This window comes from Tenacibaculum sp. TB-56 (assembly GCF_059716275.2).
In genome coordinates, this window is sequence record NZ_CM201367.1 from 1,785,655 (window position 1) to 1,803,419 (window position 17,765).

A 17,765-nucleotide genomic window follows, 5' to 3' on the forward strand; every position below is an offset into this window, starting at 1 on the left:
ATTTTTGCGAAAGTACTAATTTAATTTTTGGTATCGATGTCTAATTTTTCGTATATAGAATTGTTAGATATATATTCAGGAACTATTTCCTTAATCAACTGTACTGTATTATGATTGTTATGTGACTTATTTGATTGGCACAAGTCAGTAATTTTCTCAGCAATAGTAGCATGATCTATTTCTTGGTTTTTAGCAATCATAATTTTTTCATGATAGGTAGGAGTGGTGTTTTCACCATCAGCCAAGAGTTCTTCATACAGTTTTTCACCAGGACGAAGACCAGTTATTTTTATATCAATATCATCAGGGAATTGTAAGCCTGATAAATGAATCATTCTTTTAGCGATATCATATATTTTTACAGATTTACCCATGTCGAAAATGTAAATCTCTCCACCATTACCCATAGTTCCAGCTTCTAAAACCAATCGACACGCTTCAGGAATCGTCATAAAATATCGGGTAATGTCTTTATGAGTAACCGTTAAAGGTTCGCCATTTTCAATTTGACGTTTAAAAAGTGGAATTACAGATCCATTAGATCCTAAAACATTACCAAAACGAGTAGTTGTAAATTTTGTTGTATGATTTTTAGAATTGCTAAGACAGCTTATATACATTTCAGCGACGCGTTTTGTAGCTCCCATTACATTGGTCGGATTCACAGCTTTATCTGTTGATACCATTACAAAACGATCAATATTATGTTTTATTGATAAGTCAGCAATGTTTTTCGTTCCTCCAATATTAATTTTTACAGCTTCATACGGACTCATTTCCATTAAAGGGACATGTTTGTAGGCTGCCGCATGAAAGACTTTTTGAGGTTTGAATTCTTCAAAAACTTCATTCATTCTTATTTCATCTCTAACATCGGCTACAATACAAGTGAAGTTTTTACAACCTTTTTGAATAAGTTCTTGTTGAAGATCGTATAAAGGAGATTCAGCATGATCTACTAAAATCAAATGTTTGTGATTATAAACACTTAATTGGCGTGAAATTTCTGAACCTATTGATCCAGCAGCACCTGTGACTAAAATAATTTTATCGTTTACTTCTCTTTTAACAATTGGATTGTCGATAGAGATTGGTTTTCTATCTAATAAATCTTCAATTTTAACTTGTTTAATCTGATTGGCTTTCAAGTCGCCATCAATCCATTTAGATAAAGGAGGGACAATTTTTACCTGAACACCTAGTTCTAGTAATTTATCAGTTAAGTATAAAAGTTTTTCAGATTTTATATTTTGAATAGAAATAATAATTTCATCAATCTGCTTGTCTTGTATGAAGTTTTTATTGATTACTTTCTTGCTGTATATTTTTATTCTATCTAGCTTTTTGCCAATTTTCTTCGGATCATCATCAATAAAACCAATAACTTCATACTTATTCTTAGTGTCTCTGTTTAAAGCCCCATAAGTAATTAGTCCAGAGTCTCCAGCGCCATAAATCAAAACATTGGTGATTGATTTTAATTCTGTAGAAACAATTTCATAAAAAGCTTTAAAAATGAATCGGCTAATTACTAGTACAAGTACAGAAATCAAATAATGAATAATAAGTATTGATTTCGGAATCGTAAAATTTGGAACTACTTTTAAAAGGTTATTAATTAATACAAGGCTTGTAGTAATAATAAAAAGTAAGGTTACACCAATAAAAACATTAAAGGCATCTCTTGTTCCTGTATGACGGACAATTCCTTTGTAAGAACCAACAGTAAGAAAACTGATAAGAGCAATAAAAGCAATGAAAGGAATTTGATAGAATAGTTTTTCTACTTCAAAGTTTAAACTCGCATTAAAGCGAACTGTGTAGGCTAAAACAAAAGAGATACAAACTAAAAAGATATCTATAATTAAAACAACCCACCGAGAAGCATATCTGTCAAAAGCTTTTAAAAATAGACTCTTAATCATTGTGTATTTTTGTTAACAAATAAAGATACAAAATATAAAATGAGCAAGTAATTGAAGAATTAAATTTTCTTCATCTGTTGTTTCATCATTTGCATTTGCTCTTTAAGCATCCCGTGTTTATCTAATTTCTTGGCTTCTGCCATTAAATTTGTAGCTTCTCTTTTTCTACGTTTAGTCATTGCTATTCCTGCTAATTGTAATTTAGCCATGGCCAAATCATGGTCCATAGCTAAGCCTAACTTAACAGCCTTTTTTAAATATTTTTCGGCTTGTGTAATGTTAGTTTGAGATAGCATAATACCATGTAGGTAATTGTAATACCCTTCTTGTTTTTTGGTTAAAGCAGCAGAAGGGTTTTTAATGTATCCTAACCATTTTTGAGCTCCAGCAAAGTTTTGTTTACGTAGTTGTAAAAAAGCTAAAAGAATAAATTCGTTTTTAAAATAAAATAAAATAAATAATCCAGCAAGTAAAAGTATTGATATTCCATTCATGATGTGTCCTTGTGTAAACTCATACACAGACCATATAGTTACTAAAGCAGCTAGAACTAATTTTATATTTTTATTGAACATAATTGTCTTTTCTTTTTATCGGTTTGCAAAAATACATTTTTTTAACAGAAAAACTGTCAACTTATTTCCTGTAATACTTTTTGTTCTTTACCCAAGCAGCGATTCCTAAAAGAGCTACAAAAGCTACAGAATAATATACAGAGGTAGGAGTTATTACTTTGTCTCCACTTGCATAAGAGTGTAGTCCTGATAAGTAGAAGTTTACCCCAAAATAAGTCATCATAATAGCTGCAAAAGCGATAATAGACCATAGGTTGAAAGTAAATCTTCCTCTTAATCCAGGAATTAATCGCATGTGCAATACAAAAGCATATACCATAATTGAAATTAACGCCCATGTTTCTTTAGGATCCCAACCCCAGTAGCGTCCCCAACTTTCATTAGCCCACATACCACCTAAAAAGTTTCCAATAGTAAGCATAACCAAACCTACTGTTAAAGCCATTTCATTAATTACTGTTAACTCTTTTATATGTAAGTCCATTTTCTTTTTATTCTTTTCATTGGTGAAAATGATTAAGAATAAAGAGAAGATTCCTAAAATCATTCCCATGGCAAACGGACCGTAACTTGCAACGATTACAGATACATGTACATATAACCACCATGAGTTTAGTACAGGTTGTAAATTGGCAATTTCAGGATCTAACCAGTTTTGGTGAGCAAACATTAATATTACTGAAACTAAAAATGTCGTGGCAGCAATGGTTAATGAAGATTTTTTTCCTAGGATTAATCCAAATAACATGGTAGCTAGTCCAACAAAAATGATAGATTCATAAGCGTTACTCCACGGAGCATTACCACTAATGAGCCAACGTGCTGTTAATCCTAATACATGGAAAACAAAAAGGAAGATAACAATACCTATTAATACTTTTACAACCTTGTTAACCCATGGTTTGTTGTTAAAAATTTGTAAGAAAACAAATACAATTAAAAGTAAACTTACATATCCGTAGTACTTCGAAAGTTTTACGAAGATGTTTAGTTTATTATAAGCAATTTCTAAATCAATTTTATCTTTTGCAGGAATAACGTCCGCACCAAATTTTCGTTGAAATTTCTTAATTCCGTCTAAAACTTTGTTGGTTTCAGTATAGTCTCCAGATTTTTTTGAAGCTTGTAATAATTGTAAGTACACAGGCAACGACTGACGTACAAATACAGAGTCTGTTCCTTTAAAATTGGCTTGTAATGTTTCTGGTTGCGAAACCCATTTGTTGTTTTCATCGTTAGGAATAGGGTAAATACGTAACATTCCTCCTCCTAAGGCTTGCGATAATAACCAAACTCTACGTTCAATTTTTATGATGTCTTTCTCAAATTTATTTTGAATTTTTTTCTTCTCAGCTTCAACAACAAGCTTGCTTATTTTAGAAGAACCATCAGGATTGTAAAAATCAATAAAACGTGCATATTCAGCATCTTTGTCAACTCCTAAAAGTTCTCTAACTTGTGTGTTTCCTTCTTCCAAATAAACAAAAGGAACATTTAACCAAAGCATCGGACTTTCAGTAATTGAAAGTAAAATTTGGCTAGGATCCATGTCTTTAAATTTATCAACATGGGCTACTTTTCTAACCAATTCCGAAGCAAAAGTATGTGCAGGTTTCATACGTCCGCCAGCATCTTGAATTACTAAAGAGCTGAATAAATCGGCATGTTCATTATTTACTTTGTTAGCAATTAAAATAGAATCAATTTGCGCTTCAGTAATTTGATTAGGCTGGTGTTGTTTGTGTTGACTAAAGCCAGCTAAAGAAATGAATAAAGCAATTACTGATAATTTTGCTTTTTTATTACGGATTTTAACTAACGATTGTTTTAAATCGTGAAAACGAGTTCCTTTTACAAATAATGCAGCAGTCATACCAAAGAATAATAAGAAATAACCGATATAGGTAATCCAAGTTCCCCAAAAATCGTGGTTTACAGATAGGTGAGTTTGTTCGTGTTCCCCTTCAATTTTATAACTAGATTGGAAGAATTTATATCCTTTATAATCTAAAATATGGTTCATGTAAATTCTATAATCAAAAGTTTCTTCTGGAGCAATTACTGTAACTTCACTAGCATAAGCAGCAGCACTTTCTGATCCAGGATATTTTTCTAGTTGAAAATCATTTAGTTTTACACTGAAAGGAGTTTCTAATAATTTAGCACCATACCAAGCTCTGAAGTTTAAATCACCTACAGAAAATTCTTGTTGATTAGCAACGTTAAATTTACCTCCGTAAAATTCTACACGTTGAGTTTCTCCATTAGTAGTAATGTCAAAAACTACGGTATCGTATTTTTGATCATCTTTTTCTCCTCTTACGGTTTTAATTTCTCCTTTTTCAGGTGATTTCGGAACAACAAATTGTAGCCCGTTTACATTATGAAGTGTTAAGAATTGAAAGTGTTGTGCACTATCTTTAACTATTAAACCTTTTTTTTGGTCTGCCATTCGAAGCCAATCTCCATCATTTTTTGAAGTCATTTTTAAACTTCCATCTTCATAAAAGAAATTAATAGAGGCTGCATTTCTATCTTCCGCTTCAAAACCAACTAAGATATTATGAATATTTTCTATAGTTCCTTTTTTAACGTAGTGTTCATGCCTGCTTCCGTCAGAACTTTCAACTAAAAATAAGTGTTCTGTTCCGTTTTCATCAGGTACCATTTTGGTTTCAGACCATGGGATATAATCCACTAAATTAAAAGAAACCTCGTGGTTTTTCCCGCCTTTTTGAGGTTGGAAATTTTCTGTAAAACTAGCAGAATTACTTCCCCAAGCAGAAAGTAATAATTTATTAGCGGTCGTTTTTTGAAACTCGCTATTATCAATAATCACATTTAAATACGTATATTCTGAATAGAATTGATTTGTGGTTTCTCCTTCATCAATAACCATTAACCCTTCATAACTAATATATCTTGTAATACCTGCACCAATTAAAATTAAAAGGAAAGACACGTGAAATAATAATACTGACCATTTTTCTTTCTTATATAATCGGTATCTGAAAATGTTTCCAAAAAAGTTGATTACAAAAAACACCATTATTAGCTCAAACCACCAAGTATTATAGATTAATGCTTTTGAGGTTTGTGTTCCGTAGTCGTTTTCAATAAAAGTGGCAACTCCCATGGCAATGGCAAAAGCAAAAAATAAAACAGCCATTAAACGGGTAGAGTAGAGGGTATCTAAGATTTTTTTCATCAGTAAATCTGCTAAGTATAAAACGACGCAAATTTACGGATTAAAGAGTTAATCACCCTAAGAAATCAATCATTTTTGAAATGTAAAATGTTAAAGTTATGTGGGTTAATTTCCTATTTGTTCTCCCATCTTAACAAAGGTTTCCATTTTGTTTTTAGTATTTGTTAAAATATCTTCATCAATAGTAATTTTAGTACTGTCAACTAGTAAAACTATTGAAGAACCACCAAAAGCAAAGTAGCCCATTTCGTCTCCTTTTTTCACTTCGGAATTAGGAGTGAAAGTTTCAATAATGCTACCTACCATGGTTGCGCCTACAGGAGCGATGATAATATCTCCTTTGTCTTTAGTAGACAGAGTACAATATTCTCTCTTGTTCTCGCAAAAAACTTTGGTGAAGTTTGAAGCTAAAGCATAGGGAGATACTGAGAAATAATTGCCTTTAATTTTTGTCATTTCTGAAGGAACTCCGTCATATGGAAAATGATATCTATGATAATCATTTGGGGCTAATCTAAGTATGATTAAAGAATCGTCTTTATGTTTTGTGGCTAGTTCTTTGTTTCCTAAAAATTCTTCTAAAGTGAATTTTCTTCCTTTAACAAAGAACTCATGAATGTCTGAAATGTTTTTAAACGCTAACATTTTTCCGTCACCAGGAGAAACAAAACCTTCTTCAATAGGGCGAGCACTAGGTTTTAATTTTCTATAGAAAAAATCATTAAAAGAAATATAGTCTTCAGAAGATCTTTCGGCTTCGCTCATGTCAATTTGAAGCTCTCTAACAAAGCTGTTTATTTTGTTAATAGAGTTAGGTTTGTTCATGAGTTTACCATACCATGATGATAAAAATTTACGTTTAACCAATGGTAACAAAGCCATTTTGCCAAATGGGTTGTTGTATAATAATTTTAAATAGCCTTCACCAGGAGGGGTTTCGGTAATGATTTTACCTGATTTTCTATCAATGAATCTTATTTGCATAGCGATTACTCTTCAGTACTATCAATCAAAATAGTTAACATGTCTATAGCGGCTTGTGCTATTTTTGTTCCAGGGCCAAAAACACCTACAGCGCCAGCATCGAACAAATATTGGTAATCTTGTGCGGGAATAACTCCACCAACAATAACCATGATATCTTCACGTCCATATTTTTTAAGTTCAGCAATTACTTGAGGGACTAATGTTTTATGTCCAGCAGCTAACGATGAAATTCCTAAAATATGGACATCATTTTCTATAGCTTGTTTGGTGGCTTCCTGTGGTGTTTGGAATAAAGGTCCTATATCTACATCAAAACCTAAATCAGCATAACCTGTTGCTACTACTTTTGCACCTCGGTCGTGACCGTCTTGTCCTAATTTTGCAATCATAATACGCGGACGACGTCCTTCTAATTCAGCAAATTTATCGGCTAACTCGGTTGCTTTTTTAAATAATTCGTCATCTTTTATTTCTTTACTATACACGCCTGAAATTGTTTTATGTACTGCTTTATGACGACCGAAAATAGTTTCAAGAGCGTCAGAAATTTCACCTAAAGTGGCTCTGTTTCTTGCAGCTTTTACTGCTAAATCTAATAAATTTCCGTCACCTGATTTAGCACACTCGGTTAAGTCGTTTAGAGCTTTGTCTACTTCAGTCTGATTTCTTTTAGATTTTAAGTCGTTTAATCGGTTGATTTGTGATTGACGAACAGCTTCGTTATCTACTTCTAAAATATGTAAAGGATCTTCTTCTGCTAGTTGATACTTGTTAACGCCAACAATTACATCCTGACCGCTATCAATTTTTGCTTGTTTTTTGGCAGCAGCTTCTTCAATTCGCATTTTCGGAATTCCTTTTTCAATAGCTTTGGTCATTCCGCCTAATTCTTCAACTTCCTGAATTAATTTCCAAGCTTTGTTGGCAATTTCTTCGGTGAGTTTCTCTACATGATAACTACCTGCCCAAGGATCAACAGTTTTGGTAATATGTGTTTCTTCTTGTAAATAAATTTGTGTGTTACGAGCAATACGTGCCGAAAAGTCAGTAGGCAAAGCGATTGCTTCGTCTAAAGCATTAGTATGTAAACTCTGAGTTCCTCCAAAGGCAGCAGCCATTGCCTCGATGGTAGTTCTGGCTACATTATTAAAAGGATCTTGCTCTGTTAAACTCCATCCGCTAGTTTGACAGTGAGTTCTTAATGCTAGTGATTTTGAGTTTTTAGGATTGAATTGTTTTACCATTTTTGCCCATAACATTCTTCCTGCTCGCATTTTAGCGATTTCCATAAAATGGTTCATTCCAATAGCCCAGAAAAAAGATAAACGAGGAGCGAAAGTATCAATGTCCATTCCTGCTTCCAATCCTTTCTTAATGTATTCCAGTCCGTCAGCTAACGTGTAAGCTAATTCAATTTCGGCAGTAGCACCAGCTTCTTGCATGTGGTATCCTGAAATTGAAATAGAATTGAATTTTGGCATATTTTCAGAAGTGTATTCGAAAATATCTGCAATAATTTTCATTGAAGGCGTAGGTGGGTAAATATAGGTGTTACGCACCATAAACTCCTTTAAAATATCGTTTTGAATTGTTCCTGATAATAACTCAGGAGTGACACCTTGTTCTTCTGCAGCTACAATATAGAAAGCTAAAATAGGTAAAACAGCTCCGTTCATAGTCATAGAAACCGACATCTTATCTAATGGAATTTGATCAAATAAGACTTTCATATCTTCAATTGAATCAATAGCAACACCTGCTTTTCCAACATCACCTTGAACGCGTTCATGATCAGAATCGTACCCTCGGTGTGTAGCTAAATCGAAAGCAACTGATAATCCTTTTTGACCAGCAGCTAAATTTCTTCGGTAAAAAGCATTACTTTCTTCAGCGGTAGAAAAACCTGCATACTGACGAATGGTTCAGGGTCTACGAACATACATGGTAGAGTAAGGACCGCGTAAGTTAGGAGCAATACCTGCAACAAAATCTTCGTGTTTAAAAGAGTTGTTTTCTTGTTCTTGATTTTTAGGTAGTTGTATGTTTGATATGTCTTTTCTACTCATCTTGTAAACGTTCTTGTTCTAGCTTTTCAGCTAGTCGTTTTTGAATAATTGGCTGAATCAAAGTTTTTTCTTTTCGTGCTTCTAAGAATGGAGAAACCTCTAAATCTTGTTTCATTTTATCATTCTCATTCTGAATTTTGTTAGTGCCTAATAAGACTAATTTTCCAGAGTTGAATAATTCTTGCTCTTTATCAGCAGATTCTTTGATTTTTCTTTGAATAACGCCTTCTTTCAATTGTTTTAAAAAGCCACCACCTTGTTCTATTTGTTTAAAAATTTCTAGTGCTTTTTGTGCTAGTTGTTGCGTGATGGTTTCAATATAATAAGCTCCATCAGCAATATTTTGGGCTTCCGCTAATTCGCTTTCTTGTTGGAGAATCAATAATTGATTTCTTGAAATGCGTTCACCAAACTCATTCGGTTGGTGGAATATTTTATCATATGAGCTATTTGAAACAGTATTTGCGCCTCCTAAAATGGCACTCATGCATTCAGAAGTTGTACGAAGCATGTTCACATTATAGTCGTATATAGTTTTGTTACGTTTGCTAGGTTCTGCAAAAATATGAGCGGTTGTATCAGCATTATATTCTTTCAATAAAGAATCCCATAAAACCCTAAAAGCTCTTAGTTTGGCAATTTCAAAAAAGTAATTACTTCCTACAGAAAAATTAAAGTGAATATTGTTTGCAATTGAACCTCCAAAATGATTCAAGTATTCGTTTGCGTGTGCAAGTGCATATGCTAATTGTTGAACTATGGTTGCTCCTGCATTTTGATAAATGGAAGCATTAACACAAATAGCATTTTGAGTAGCTTTTGCTATTTCTTCTAATTGTGTATGATCGCTTTTAAGATTAGAATACCAGTTTCCTGAGCTAGCTAAGTTTCCTATAATATCTATATTGAAGTAGCACTTGTCCGAGTTTGTGAAATCAGCTAGTTTTTTTACAAATTCTGATGATAAAAAATTAAAAGTAAAGTAAAGTAAAGTTTTTTGAGTGTCAATTCCTTTTAATAAGGTTTTGTAGTCAAACTCTTTTTTTGCGTTGAATTCAATAGCGCTAGCTCCTCTTTGAATTGAGTCGATAGCAAATGCATTCGCTTCTTCTTCGTTTTCAATGTTAATAGATTGACAAATAGCAAAACCTTTATGGGGAGTGTTAACCTCAATGTTGGTTCTGTCTTCTTTAGTATAAAAAGGTTTTACGGTAATACCTTCTTCAGTTTTCCATAAAAGTGTATCGTTATAATCGGCACCTTTAAGGTCTACTTGTATTTGTTGTTTCCATTCAGCGGGGCTAACACCGTTAAATTCGTCAAATAAATAATTACTCATCACTTTTTATGGTATCAAATTCAATAATATAAATATCTTCTCCTTCTTTCTTCATTAAGTATTTTTCTCTTGCGTAACGTTCTAATTGAAGAGAGTCTTGAAGTTGTTGTATCGTTTGTTTGTCTTTTTTAATTTTCTTTTCGTGATACTCAATCCAACTGTTTAGTTCTTTAATTTCTGTATTGAACTCTCTATGTGTAAGGTATGAATTTTCATCAAAAAAAAGCATCCAAACTACAAACACAGTAAGTATAATCACATAAATATTAGTAGCGATTTTAAAGGATGGTTTATTTTTAATTGATTTAAAATTCATGTTATAAACGGTCGTTAATTACGGTTCTTACAATATCGATAGCTACAGTATTATATCTGTCATTAGGTATAATAATATCAGCGTAATTTTTTGTAGGTTCAATAAATTGTTGATGCATTGGTTTTAAGGTGGTTTGGTAACGGTTTAAAACTTCATCAACATCTCTACCGCGCTCTTTAATATCTCTTCGAACACGTCTTATTAGGCGTTCGTCAGCATCAGCATGTACAAAAACTTTAATGTCACACAAGTTACGAAGATCTTCACTATTAAAAATTAAAATTCCTTCAATAATAATAACCTTTCTAGGGTGGGTTTTTATAGTGTCTTTGGTTCTGTTGTGAGCTACAAACGAATATACAGGTTGTTCAATGATGTCTCCATTTTTTAACTCAGTTAAATGTTGAACCATTAAATCGAAATCAATAGCTCTTGGATGATCGAAGTTTATTTTGGTGCGTTCTTCGTAAGTAAGATTGTCTGTTTGTTTGTAGTAAGAATCTTGAGAGATAACACATACTTCATCCGCAGGAAGTTCGTTGATAATTTGATTTACCACAGTGGTTTTTCCACTTCCTGTTCCTCCTGCAATACCAATAACAAATATGTTTTTCATTAAGTCTTTGTAAAAATAGAGTTATGACAAATTTAGTAAAATAAGCGCATAAAAAAAGCGCTAACTTTTGTTAGCGCTTTTGGCTCTTGAGCCGATGGAGGGACTCGAACCCACGACCTGCTGATTACAAATCAGCTGCTCTAGCCAGCTGAGCTACATCGGCGTTTTCCTTTAAAGCGTGGCAAATATATAACGTTTTTCGATACTGCAAAAACTTTTTTTGTTTTTTGAATAACTTTTTTTTGAAGTGCTTTTTAAGTGTTTGAAAAACAGAGTTTTTTTGTTTGATTTTTTTCAAAAAAAAGTTCCATGTTGAGTTGTCAACATGGAACTAGAGGTTATTTGTGTTCGGTTACTCTTTACCAAGCACCAATAAAGTGGCTTCCTTCAGCGTTGATTAACTCAGCTCCTTTGGTTACTGCGCCTGTTTCAGTGTTTACGATATAAATATTTCCGTTTTCACCTACTGGGGCTTGTGTTAGGTATATTTCGTTTCCTTCAACAGCAAAGCCTTGATATTGGAATAGGTAGAAGTCAGGATCGTAAGGAATGGCATCTATCTTGGTAGCTGTTTTTGCATTCAAATCTACAAGAGCAAAAAATCCTTGAGCACCAGCTACACCTTCTGTAGAACCAGCATGACGATAGGCTACGATTGCTTTTCCATTATCAGTAGGTCTCCAAGCAAGAATATAAGCATCTTGTATGCCTAAAGCTTCATCTAAGTTTAAAACGTAAGAATTATCATACTCGTTATTTGCATTAATTTTTAAGATGTGTGAACCGTTAGGGTCTCCTTGGTTAGCTTGATAAACGTCACCATTATATAAAAAGGCATTGATACTACGGTAACCGTTTGTGTTTCCTAGTCCTACTGTAGATGAAACTACTTTTGGATTTAACAAAGAAGGATAGTCTAATACAATAGTTTTAGAACCTAAAATCTCAAAATTGCTTTCTCTTTCTATAGTTTCAGGGTTTACTTTACGAATTTGTGTACCGATATATAATTTGTTTCCAGCAGCGTTTAAAACAGGCATATCAACTCTACCAATATAATAACCTTTAGCTTCTTCTTCCGCAGTTAAAGCTAAACTGTGTTCTTGAAAATTTTTAATGGCAGAATTTTCTAAATCTAAAGTTACTATTCCCATAGTTGCTTCAGTGCGTAAGTATGTGTCGTCGGTAACAGCTTCAGTGCCTTTATCGTCAACTTTATGTTCGGTAGCTATGTAAACAGCAGCACCAGTTTTATCTCCATCGAATAATTTAATCCATCTCGGAGCAGTACCTACGTAAGGAGCAATGCTGATTTCAGAACCTGTTTGTGTGAAATTTTGCCCACCTTTTACAGAATATTTAGTGTAGTTACCACCAGTATCTCCTGCATAACTAATGTTAAATATAGTATTACCATCTTCCGAAGCTTGTAATCTGGCAGTCCTGTTTGATGGTACAATGAAACCGTTATTGAAAGGCTCGATAGTTTTTGTAGGATCTTTAGCATCTTTAGAGCTAATAGCGTAAATTAATGTTCCTCCATTACCGTCGCCTGGGTTGGTTCCCATTCTGGCACCTGCTATGGTAATCCACCTACTGTCTGAGTCTTTGTCTTCACTAGGGGTTATGTTCGTGTCATCACTACAACTTACCATTATTGATAAAGAACTTACGGCTAGCGCCAATGTTCTAAAAGGGAAAAAATGTTTTTTCATATCTAATTGTTTTTAAAATTTATGTATTGTGTAATTAAGTTTTAAGAAAAATGAGCGACCAGGTTTTTGTACTGATCTATTGTCGTAAGCAGCTTCATTAAAAATATTTTTAGCATCGAAGCTTACTACAATATTGTTTTTAGGAAATGTGTAACTAAGTCCTAAGTCTTGTATAAATTGCTTTGGAATTTGAAAATGCTCAAGTCCGCTGTTGTTATTTCCAGGAGGATTTTGGTACAAGAATTTATCTGTAAAATAAGCGTTGTAAAATAGGTTTAAGCGTGAGTTTTTCTGAATAAAATTTTGAACAGAATAGCGCATTGCAGCGTTCATGGTAAATAACGGAGTGTTAGGTACATCTACCGTCATGCCTTCTCTGTTTTTTGTTTTTAGCCTTAAACGTGAAACGTTAAAATTAAATCCGAAGTTTTCATTGTAGCTATAATTTACTTGAGCTTCTATTCCTCTAGATGTTGTTCGTTCGTTAAAATTTGCATATTGCACAACTTCATCACTTTCTTTAAGGCCATCTGAGTTTGGTGGAAGTCCAATTAAATCTTTAATGTTTCGTGTAAATAGATTGGTAGAAACGGTTAATCCGTGTTTTTTTAGGTTGAATTTTCCTAGTCGGAAACCTAGATTATAATTATTACTGATTTCTGGTTGAACTTTTAGGTTTGGAATTACATTGTCTCCAGCATCTCCAAAAACTTCAGATTCATTTGGTAATCGAATAGCTTTCTCAGCAGAAGTTAATAAGGTAATATTTGGAAGAAGTGCATAAGAGAAAGCAAATCCGTATCCGTTATAATTCTTTTGACTGTTGTAAATTTCATTCACTACGCTTTTAGTTCCGTCAATATTGTCTTGAAAAACAGGTTTCGTGTTTGTTACTTTTTGTTCGTAATGTTTTCCGAAGGTGTTAATCTTTAATTTGTTTTCAAAAGCGTTCAATTCGTAGCTTAACGAGTAGATGTTTTTATATAAATCGCTTGTTTGTTTAAAAGTGTTTTCTAAAAGCGATTTTAACTCGTCACTATCTTCTCTGTCAAGTCCGCTGTAAAAATGATTTAGTTGTATTTTGTGGTTTTTATTGATTTTATAAGAAACTCCAGTTCTTATTGAGGCAACATTTCTTTTGATGTTGAGAAGTGTCGGGCCACCTTCTTGCTGAGATTTCCAAGGGTATTTATGGTCAACAATACTTACTGTTCCGTCTGGATTGAATTGTTCTCTCTGTAGTTTTACACCTTTCCAAGTATAGGCTTGACTCACCGTGTCGTTTACAACTCTATTTCTTGTGCCGTAAAGTCCAGTTATGTTAACATCTAATCCTTTAAAAAATAAATCCTTTTTTTGGTAAGTAAGGTTGGCAAGTTGAGCGTCAGATTTCATAAACCTACCGTTGTAGGGTAATATGGTCATGAAAGCACCATGTTGTATTTCTTTGTAATCATCTGAACCCGTAAATCCTATTAAAAATTGATCCGCCCATTTCACGTTGGTAAAACCAGCTTGTACCATTCCTCCAGTAGATCTATAAGCATCGTTAAATCTTTTAGCCGTAATCGGGGTTTGGCTTCCGTTTACTTCAATATGTTTTACTTGCCCTCCCCAAACTTTATAGTCATTATCAGAATAATTAAGAAAACTAGAAGCTTTTATGGTGAATCCTGATTCTTTAACACGATACAAACCATTAAAATTCATTTGAAAAGTGTTAAAAGAACCATACGAAACAGAAGCATTAAAGTTATTTTCGCTTCCTTTATGAAGGGTGATGTTGATAACGCCTCCTAAAGCATCGTCAGCTAAATGCCCAGGCACAACACCTTTGTAAACTTCGATATTTTTAATCATTGAAGGCGGAATGCTATTTAAGTTAAAAGACGAACCATACATTGAAATAGGAATTCCATCAATAAAAATACGAATAGCATTACCAGATAATCCGTTCAAACTATATTGAGCACGAGAACCTAAACCTCCATCTTGACGAATTTTTACACCAACAGTAGTGTTTAAAAGTTCGTTGGTTTGTATGCTTCTTAGGCTAGCTTCTTTGGTTTCAATAACATTAACAGCAAAACCTTTGGTTTCTTTTTTAGCTTTTTTAGATTTTCCTTGAACGCTAACATGGTCTAGTAATTCTAAGTTTTCATTTAAAGAAAAATTTACCTCTAGTTTAGTGTTGTTTGGTTTGGTAGAAGATTTTATTTCTTTTGATTTTGATTGAAACCCCATGTATGAAGCTGTAACTATGTTCTTTTCTAAAAGAATACCTTCTAAGCTAAATGTACCATCTTCGTTGGTGATGGTTGCTTGAGTATTGTTGTTAACAATAACCGTGGCTCCGTAAAGAGGTGTACCAAAACTATCAACAACTTTTCCGTGAATAACACTTTTATTGCTTTGAGAAAAAACCGTAAACGTAACAAGTAACGATAATAGAAGTAGTTTAAATTTCACTTATTTAGATTTAATTAAAATAATGTTTTACTTTTGCAAAAGTATTTTATTTAAAATGATTCTTAATAACGTAAAAAGGAATTATTATAACGAAAAAGGAATGAATGGAATTTCGGTTTAAAAGTTCTAACGGAAACACTAAGGAAGTGATAAAAATAGATAGAGAAGATTTTGAAACCTTATCTTTAAAAGAAGAGTTGTACTCGGAAAACAATGAGGTTTTAAAAGGAATTCACTTAAATAATGTATTTGTTATAAGTCAAGACTGCACTGCGAATAATCAAGAGGTTTGTACTTTAGAAGTAGCTCAAAATCAGCCTTTTTTTTTGCTTCAAATTGTTCTTAATGGAAATGTAATTCTTTCATTAAACGACGATCAGGATTCAGAAATAAGATTACAAAGTAATATGTACAATTTGTTGTATGTACCTGCTTTAACATATTCATGTACATGTTTAAAAAGTAAAAGAAATGTTTTAAATATCTATTTTACAGAATCTTTTTTGAAAGATAAAATGGGAACTGCTTATCTTGAAAGTTTAAAAAACTATGAAGAAGCAAAAGAGAAAAATCTTTTTTGTGCTGTTTTAGGTCAAAACATGATTTTAAATAACAAGTTAAGAGATGTTGTTAATGAGTTTATTAATTGTTCCTTCAAAGGTGTGGCGCGCAAATCGTACTTGGAAGTTAAGTTGACTGAAATAGTATTGCTAGCACTTCAGTCATCAAATTTAAAAAGTGCAATTAATAAGGTTAGAGAAGAGGATAAAGAAGTGCTAGTTAAAATAGAAAACTATATTCAAAACAATCTACATAAAGATTTAACAATTGAAAAACTCTCTGTTTTGGCTGGTTTTAACACTTCTAAATTCAAAAGTGCTTTTAAGCAATTTTATGGGGTAACTGTTTTTAAATATATAACCTCGTTAAGGTTAGAAAAAGCTAAAGAGTTAATTGTAAATAACAATTATACGGTTGCGCAAGCTTCCTACGAAGTTGGTTATAAAAATCCACAGCATTTTACCGTAGCATTTAAAAAGAAGTTAGGCTATTTGCCAAGTCAATTACTTGATTAGTTTTTTTTAGTCTGAAAAATATATAAATGATAAAAGTCGGGATGAGTGGATTCGAACCACCGATCTCTGGTTCCCCAGACCAGCACTTTAACCGGACTAAGCTACATCCCGATAAGTACAAATATATTTAAAAAGAAAAGTTCTAAGTAAATTTACTTAGAACTTTATCAAGAATAAATATTATAATGAGAGCTGTAGTTAATCAAACTACTATTCTTATGTATATTATTTTTAACGTGCTTAAAAATTATTTATTGTTTAGGCAGTTAAAGGTTTACCTTTTAAACGTTTTTCAATACGTTGTTTAACAGCTGTTAAACGTTTCATGATGTCCATTAACGTAGTGTCTTTTGTTTTTTTGTATACCTCGTTAATCTCTAAAATTAGAGCTTTTGCTTCTCTAGCGGCTAAAATTCGATCGCTAGTAGTTACAAATTTGAATTTTCTGTTTTCAAACTCTTCTGCCTTATTGATTAATTCTGATTTCATAAAATCTACCAATTTTAATTTAAAATTTTCTTTTAGGTTTTGTCTGGTAATTGATTTGGTTAAAAAAATTAACCCCTAAAATAACTGGGGCGACAAATTTAGAGGAAACTTTATGTTTACTATAGGTAAAATCATCAATTTACCTTATGTACTAATAAGTTTTTTTTATTATCGGTGAAAAATCCCCTACATCAACTATAGACATATATCTATAAATATAAATGTAGTGATTTTATATTGTTATGTCAAGTTATTAGCAGAAAATTAACAGTTTTTGATATATCATTTAATGATTCTTTAAGGAATCGCCTTGTTTTACTAAGAATATAGTATTTTTGTTGAATACCGAAAAATAAAGGGAAATATGAAAAAAACAGTGATATTGTTACTTGTCGTTGGGTTTTTGTCTTGTAAAACCGAAAGGAAAAGAACGGTTTTGGGAGAATCTGATTTTCAGATAGAAATGAATACCAAATTTAAAGATGCGTCAAAATCGCCTTTAACAAAAAAGGGATTAAAGGAATTTAAAGGGTTAGATTTCTTTCCTATTGATGAAAAATACACTGTAAATGCAAAAATAGCATTACTGCCAGATGCCCCTGTTTTAAATTTTCCAACAACAACAGATAGGGTAGTGTTGTATAGAAAATATGGAATTTTGTCTTTTTCTATTGAAGGAAAAGATTTTGAGTTAGCTATTTATCAAGATGTAAATCCTGATCCTGAATATATTAATCATTTGTTTTTGCCATTTTTAGATAACACGAATGGTAAAACGTCTTATGAAGGTGGACGTTATATAGATGTGTACACTACAGATATACAACCAAACGGAACAGTTACAATTGATTTTAACAAAGCATACAATCCGTATTGTGCGTATAGCGATCGTTATTCGTGCCCTATTCCTCCTCAAGAAAATTCTTTAGACACAGAAATAAAAGCTGGAGTAATGGCTTATAAAAAACCTTAAGAAAAAAATCC

Annotated in this window: 12 protein-coding genes, 2 tRNA genes and 1 pseudogene; 2 read left to right on the forward strand and 13 right to left on the reverse strand. The window is 32.6% G+C overall.

Features of this window, described 5'->3' with window-relative positions; translation table 11 throughout:
• Window positions 1-20: 20 nt before the first annotated feature.
• From AC3VI6_RS08635 to AC3VI6_RS08685, 11 genes and pseudogenes are all read right to left on the reverse strand, one after another.
• Entirely contained in the window at window positions 21-1,925 is a 1,905-nt protein-coding gene (locus AC3VI6_RS08635; protein WP_497705883.1) for a polysaccharide biosynthesis protein, read from the reverse strand.
• A 59-nt stretch (window positions 1,926-1,984) separates the two neighbouring features.
• The gene (locus AC3VI6_RS08640) at window positions 1,985-2,500 is read right to left on the reverse strand and encodes a DUF2892 domain-containing protein (protein WP_497705884.1); all 516 of its coding nucleotides are present in this window, start codon (window positions 2,498-2,500) and stop codon (window positions 1,985-1,987) included.
• Window positions 2,501-2,561: 61 nt separating this feature from the next.
• The gene (locus tag AC3VI6_RS08645) at window positions 2,562-5,708 is read right to left on the reverse strand and encodes a cytochrome c biogenesis protein (RefSeq protein WP_497705885.1); all 3,147 of its coding nucleotides are present in this window, start codon (window positions 5,706-5,708) and stop codon (window positions 2,562-2,564) included.
• A 105-nt stretch (window positions 5,709-5,813) separates the two neighbouring features.
• Window positions 5,814-6,692 (reverse strand): archaetidylserine decarboxylase, encoded by an 879-nt coding sequence (gene asd, locus AC3VI6_RS08650; protein WP_497705886.1) that lies wholly within the window; start codon window positions 6,690-6,692, stop codon window positions 5,814-5,816.
• A 5-nt stretch (window positions 6,693-6,697) separates the two neighbouring features.
• A pseudogene (gene scpA / locus AC3VI6_RS08655) lies at window positions 6,698-8,761 on the reverse strand (methylmalonyl-CoA mutase).
• Window positions 8,754-10,100 carry a methylmalonyl-CoA mutase subunit beta gene (locus AC3VI6_RS08660; RefSeq protein ID WP_497705887.1) on the reverse strand — a complete coding sequence of 449 codons (1,347 nt, stop codon included), beginning with the start codon at window positions 10,098-10,100 and terminating at the stop codon, window positions 8,754-8,756. Before AC3VI6_RS08660 ends, scpA begins: the two are co-directional and overlap by 8 nt.
• On the reverse strand, window positions 10,093-10,416 hold the full coding sequence (locus AC3VI6_RS08665; protein WP_408034882.1) for an FtsB family cell division protein: 324 nt from the start codon (window positions 10,414-10,416) through the stop codon (window positions 10,093-10,095). The genes AC3VI6_RS08660 and AC3VI6_RS08665 overlap by 8 nt, the downstream gene beginning before the upstream one ends.
• A 1-nt stretch (window position 10,417) precedes the next feature.
• Window positions 10,418-11,023, reverse strand: coding sequence for a uridine kinase (udk, locus tag AC3VI6_RS08670; RefSeq protein ID WP_274635074.1), 606 nt, complete (start codon window positions 11,021-11,023; stop codon window positions 10,418-10,420).
• A gap of 98 nt (window positions 11,024-11,121) precedes the next feature.
• Window positions 11,122-11,195: transfer RNA gene (locus AC3VI6_RS08675), tRNA-Thr, on the reverse strand.
• A 196-nt stretch (window positions 11,196-11,391) separates the two neighbouring features.
• Window positions 11,392-12,747, reverse strand: coding sequence for a DUF4374 domain-containing protein (locus tag AC3VI6_RS08680; RefSeq protein WP_497705888.1), 1,356 nt, complete (start codon window positions 12,745-12,747; stop codon window positions 11,392-11,394).
• 12 nt (window positions 12,748-12,759) lie between these two features.
• On the reverse strand, window positions 12,760-15,216 hold the full coding sequence (locus AC3VI6_RS08685) for a TonB-dependent receptor (protein ID WP_497705889.1): 2,457 nt from the start codon (window positions 15,214-15,216) through the stop codon (window positions 12,760-12,762).
• A gap of 104 nt (window positions 15,217-15,320) precedes the next feature.
• Between AC3VI6_RS08685 and AC3VI6_RS08690 the strand changes: the two genes are divergently transcribed.
• Window positions 15,321-16,292, forward strand: a complete 972-nt coding sequence (locus tag AC3VI6_RS08690; protein WP_497705890.1) for a helix-turn-helix domain-containing protein — start codon at window positions 15,321-15,323, stop codon at window positions 16,290-16,292.
• A gap of 36 nt (window positions 16,293-16,328) precedes the next feature.
• On the opposite strand, the gene AC3VI6_RS08695 is transcribed toward AC3VI6_RS08690, so the two are convergent.
• Window positions 16,329-16,403, reverse strand: a tRNA-Pro gene (locus tag AC3VI6_RS08695).
• Between the two features lie 147 nt (window positions 16,404-16,550).
• Complete coding sequence (locus AC3VI6_RS08700; RefSeq protein WP_028892791.1) at window positions 16,551-16,781, reverse strand: hypothetical protein; 231 nt, start codon at window positions 16,779-16,781, stop codon at window positions 16,551-16,553.
• 364 nt (window positions 16,782-17,145) lie between these two features.
• Between AC3VI6_RS08700 and AC3VI6_RS08705 the strand changes: the two genes are divergently transcribed.
• Window positions 17,146-17,754, forward strand: a complete 609-nt coding sequence (locus tag AC3VI6_RS08705) for a DUF1684 domain-containing protein (protein ID WP_497705891.1) — start codon at window positions 17,146-17,148, stop codon at window positions 17,752-17,754.
• Window positions 17,755-17,765 lie beyond the last annotated feature (11 nt).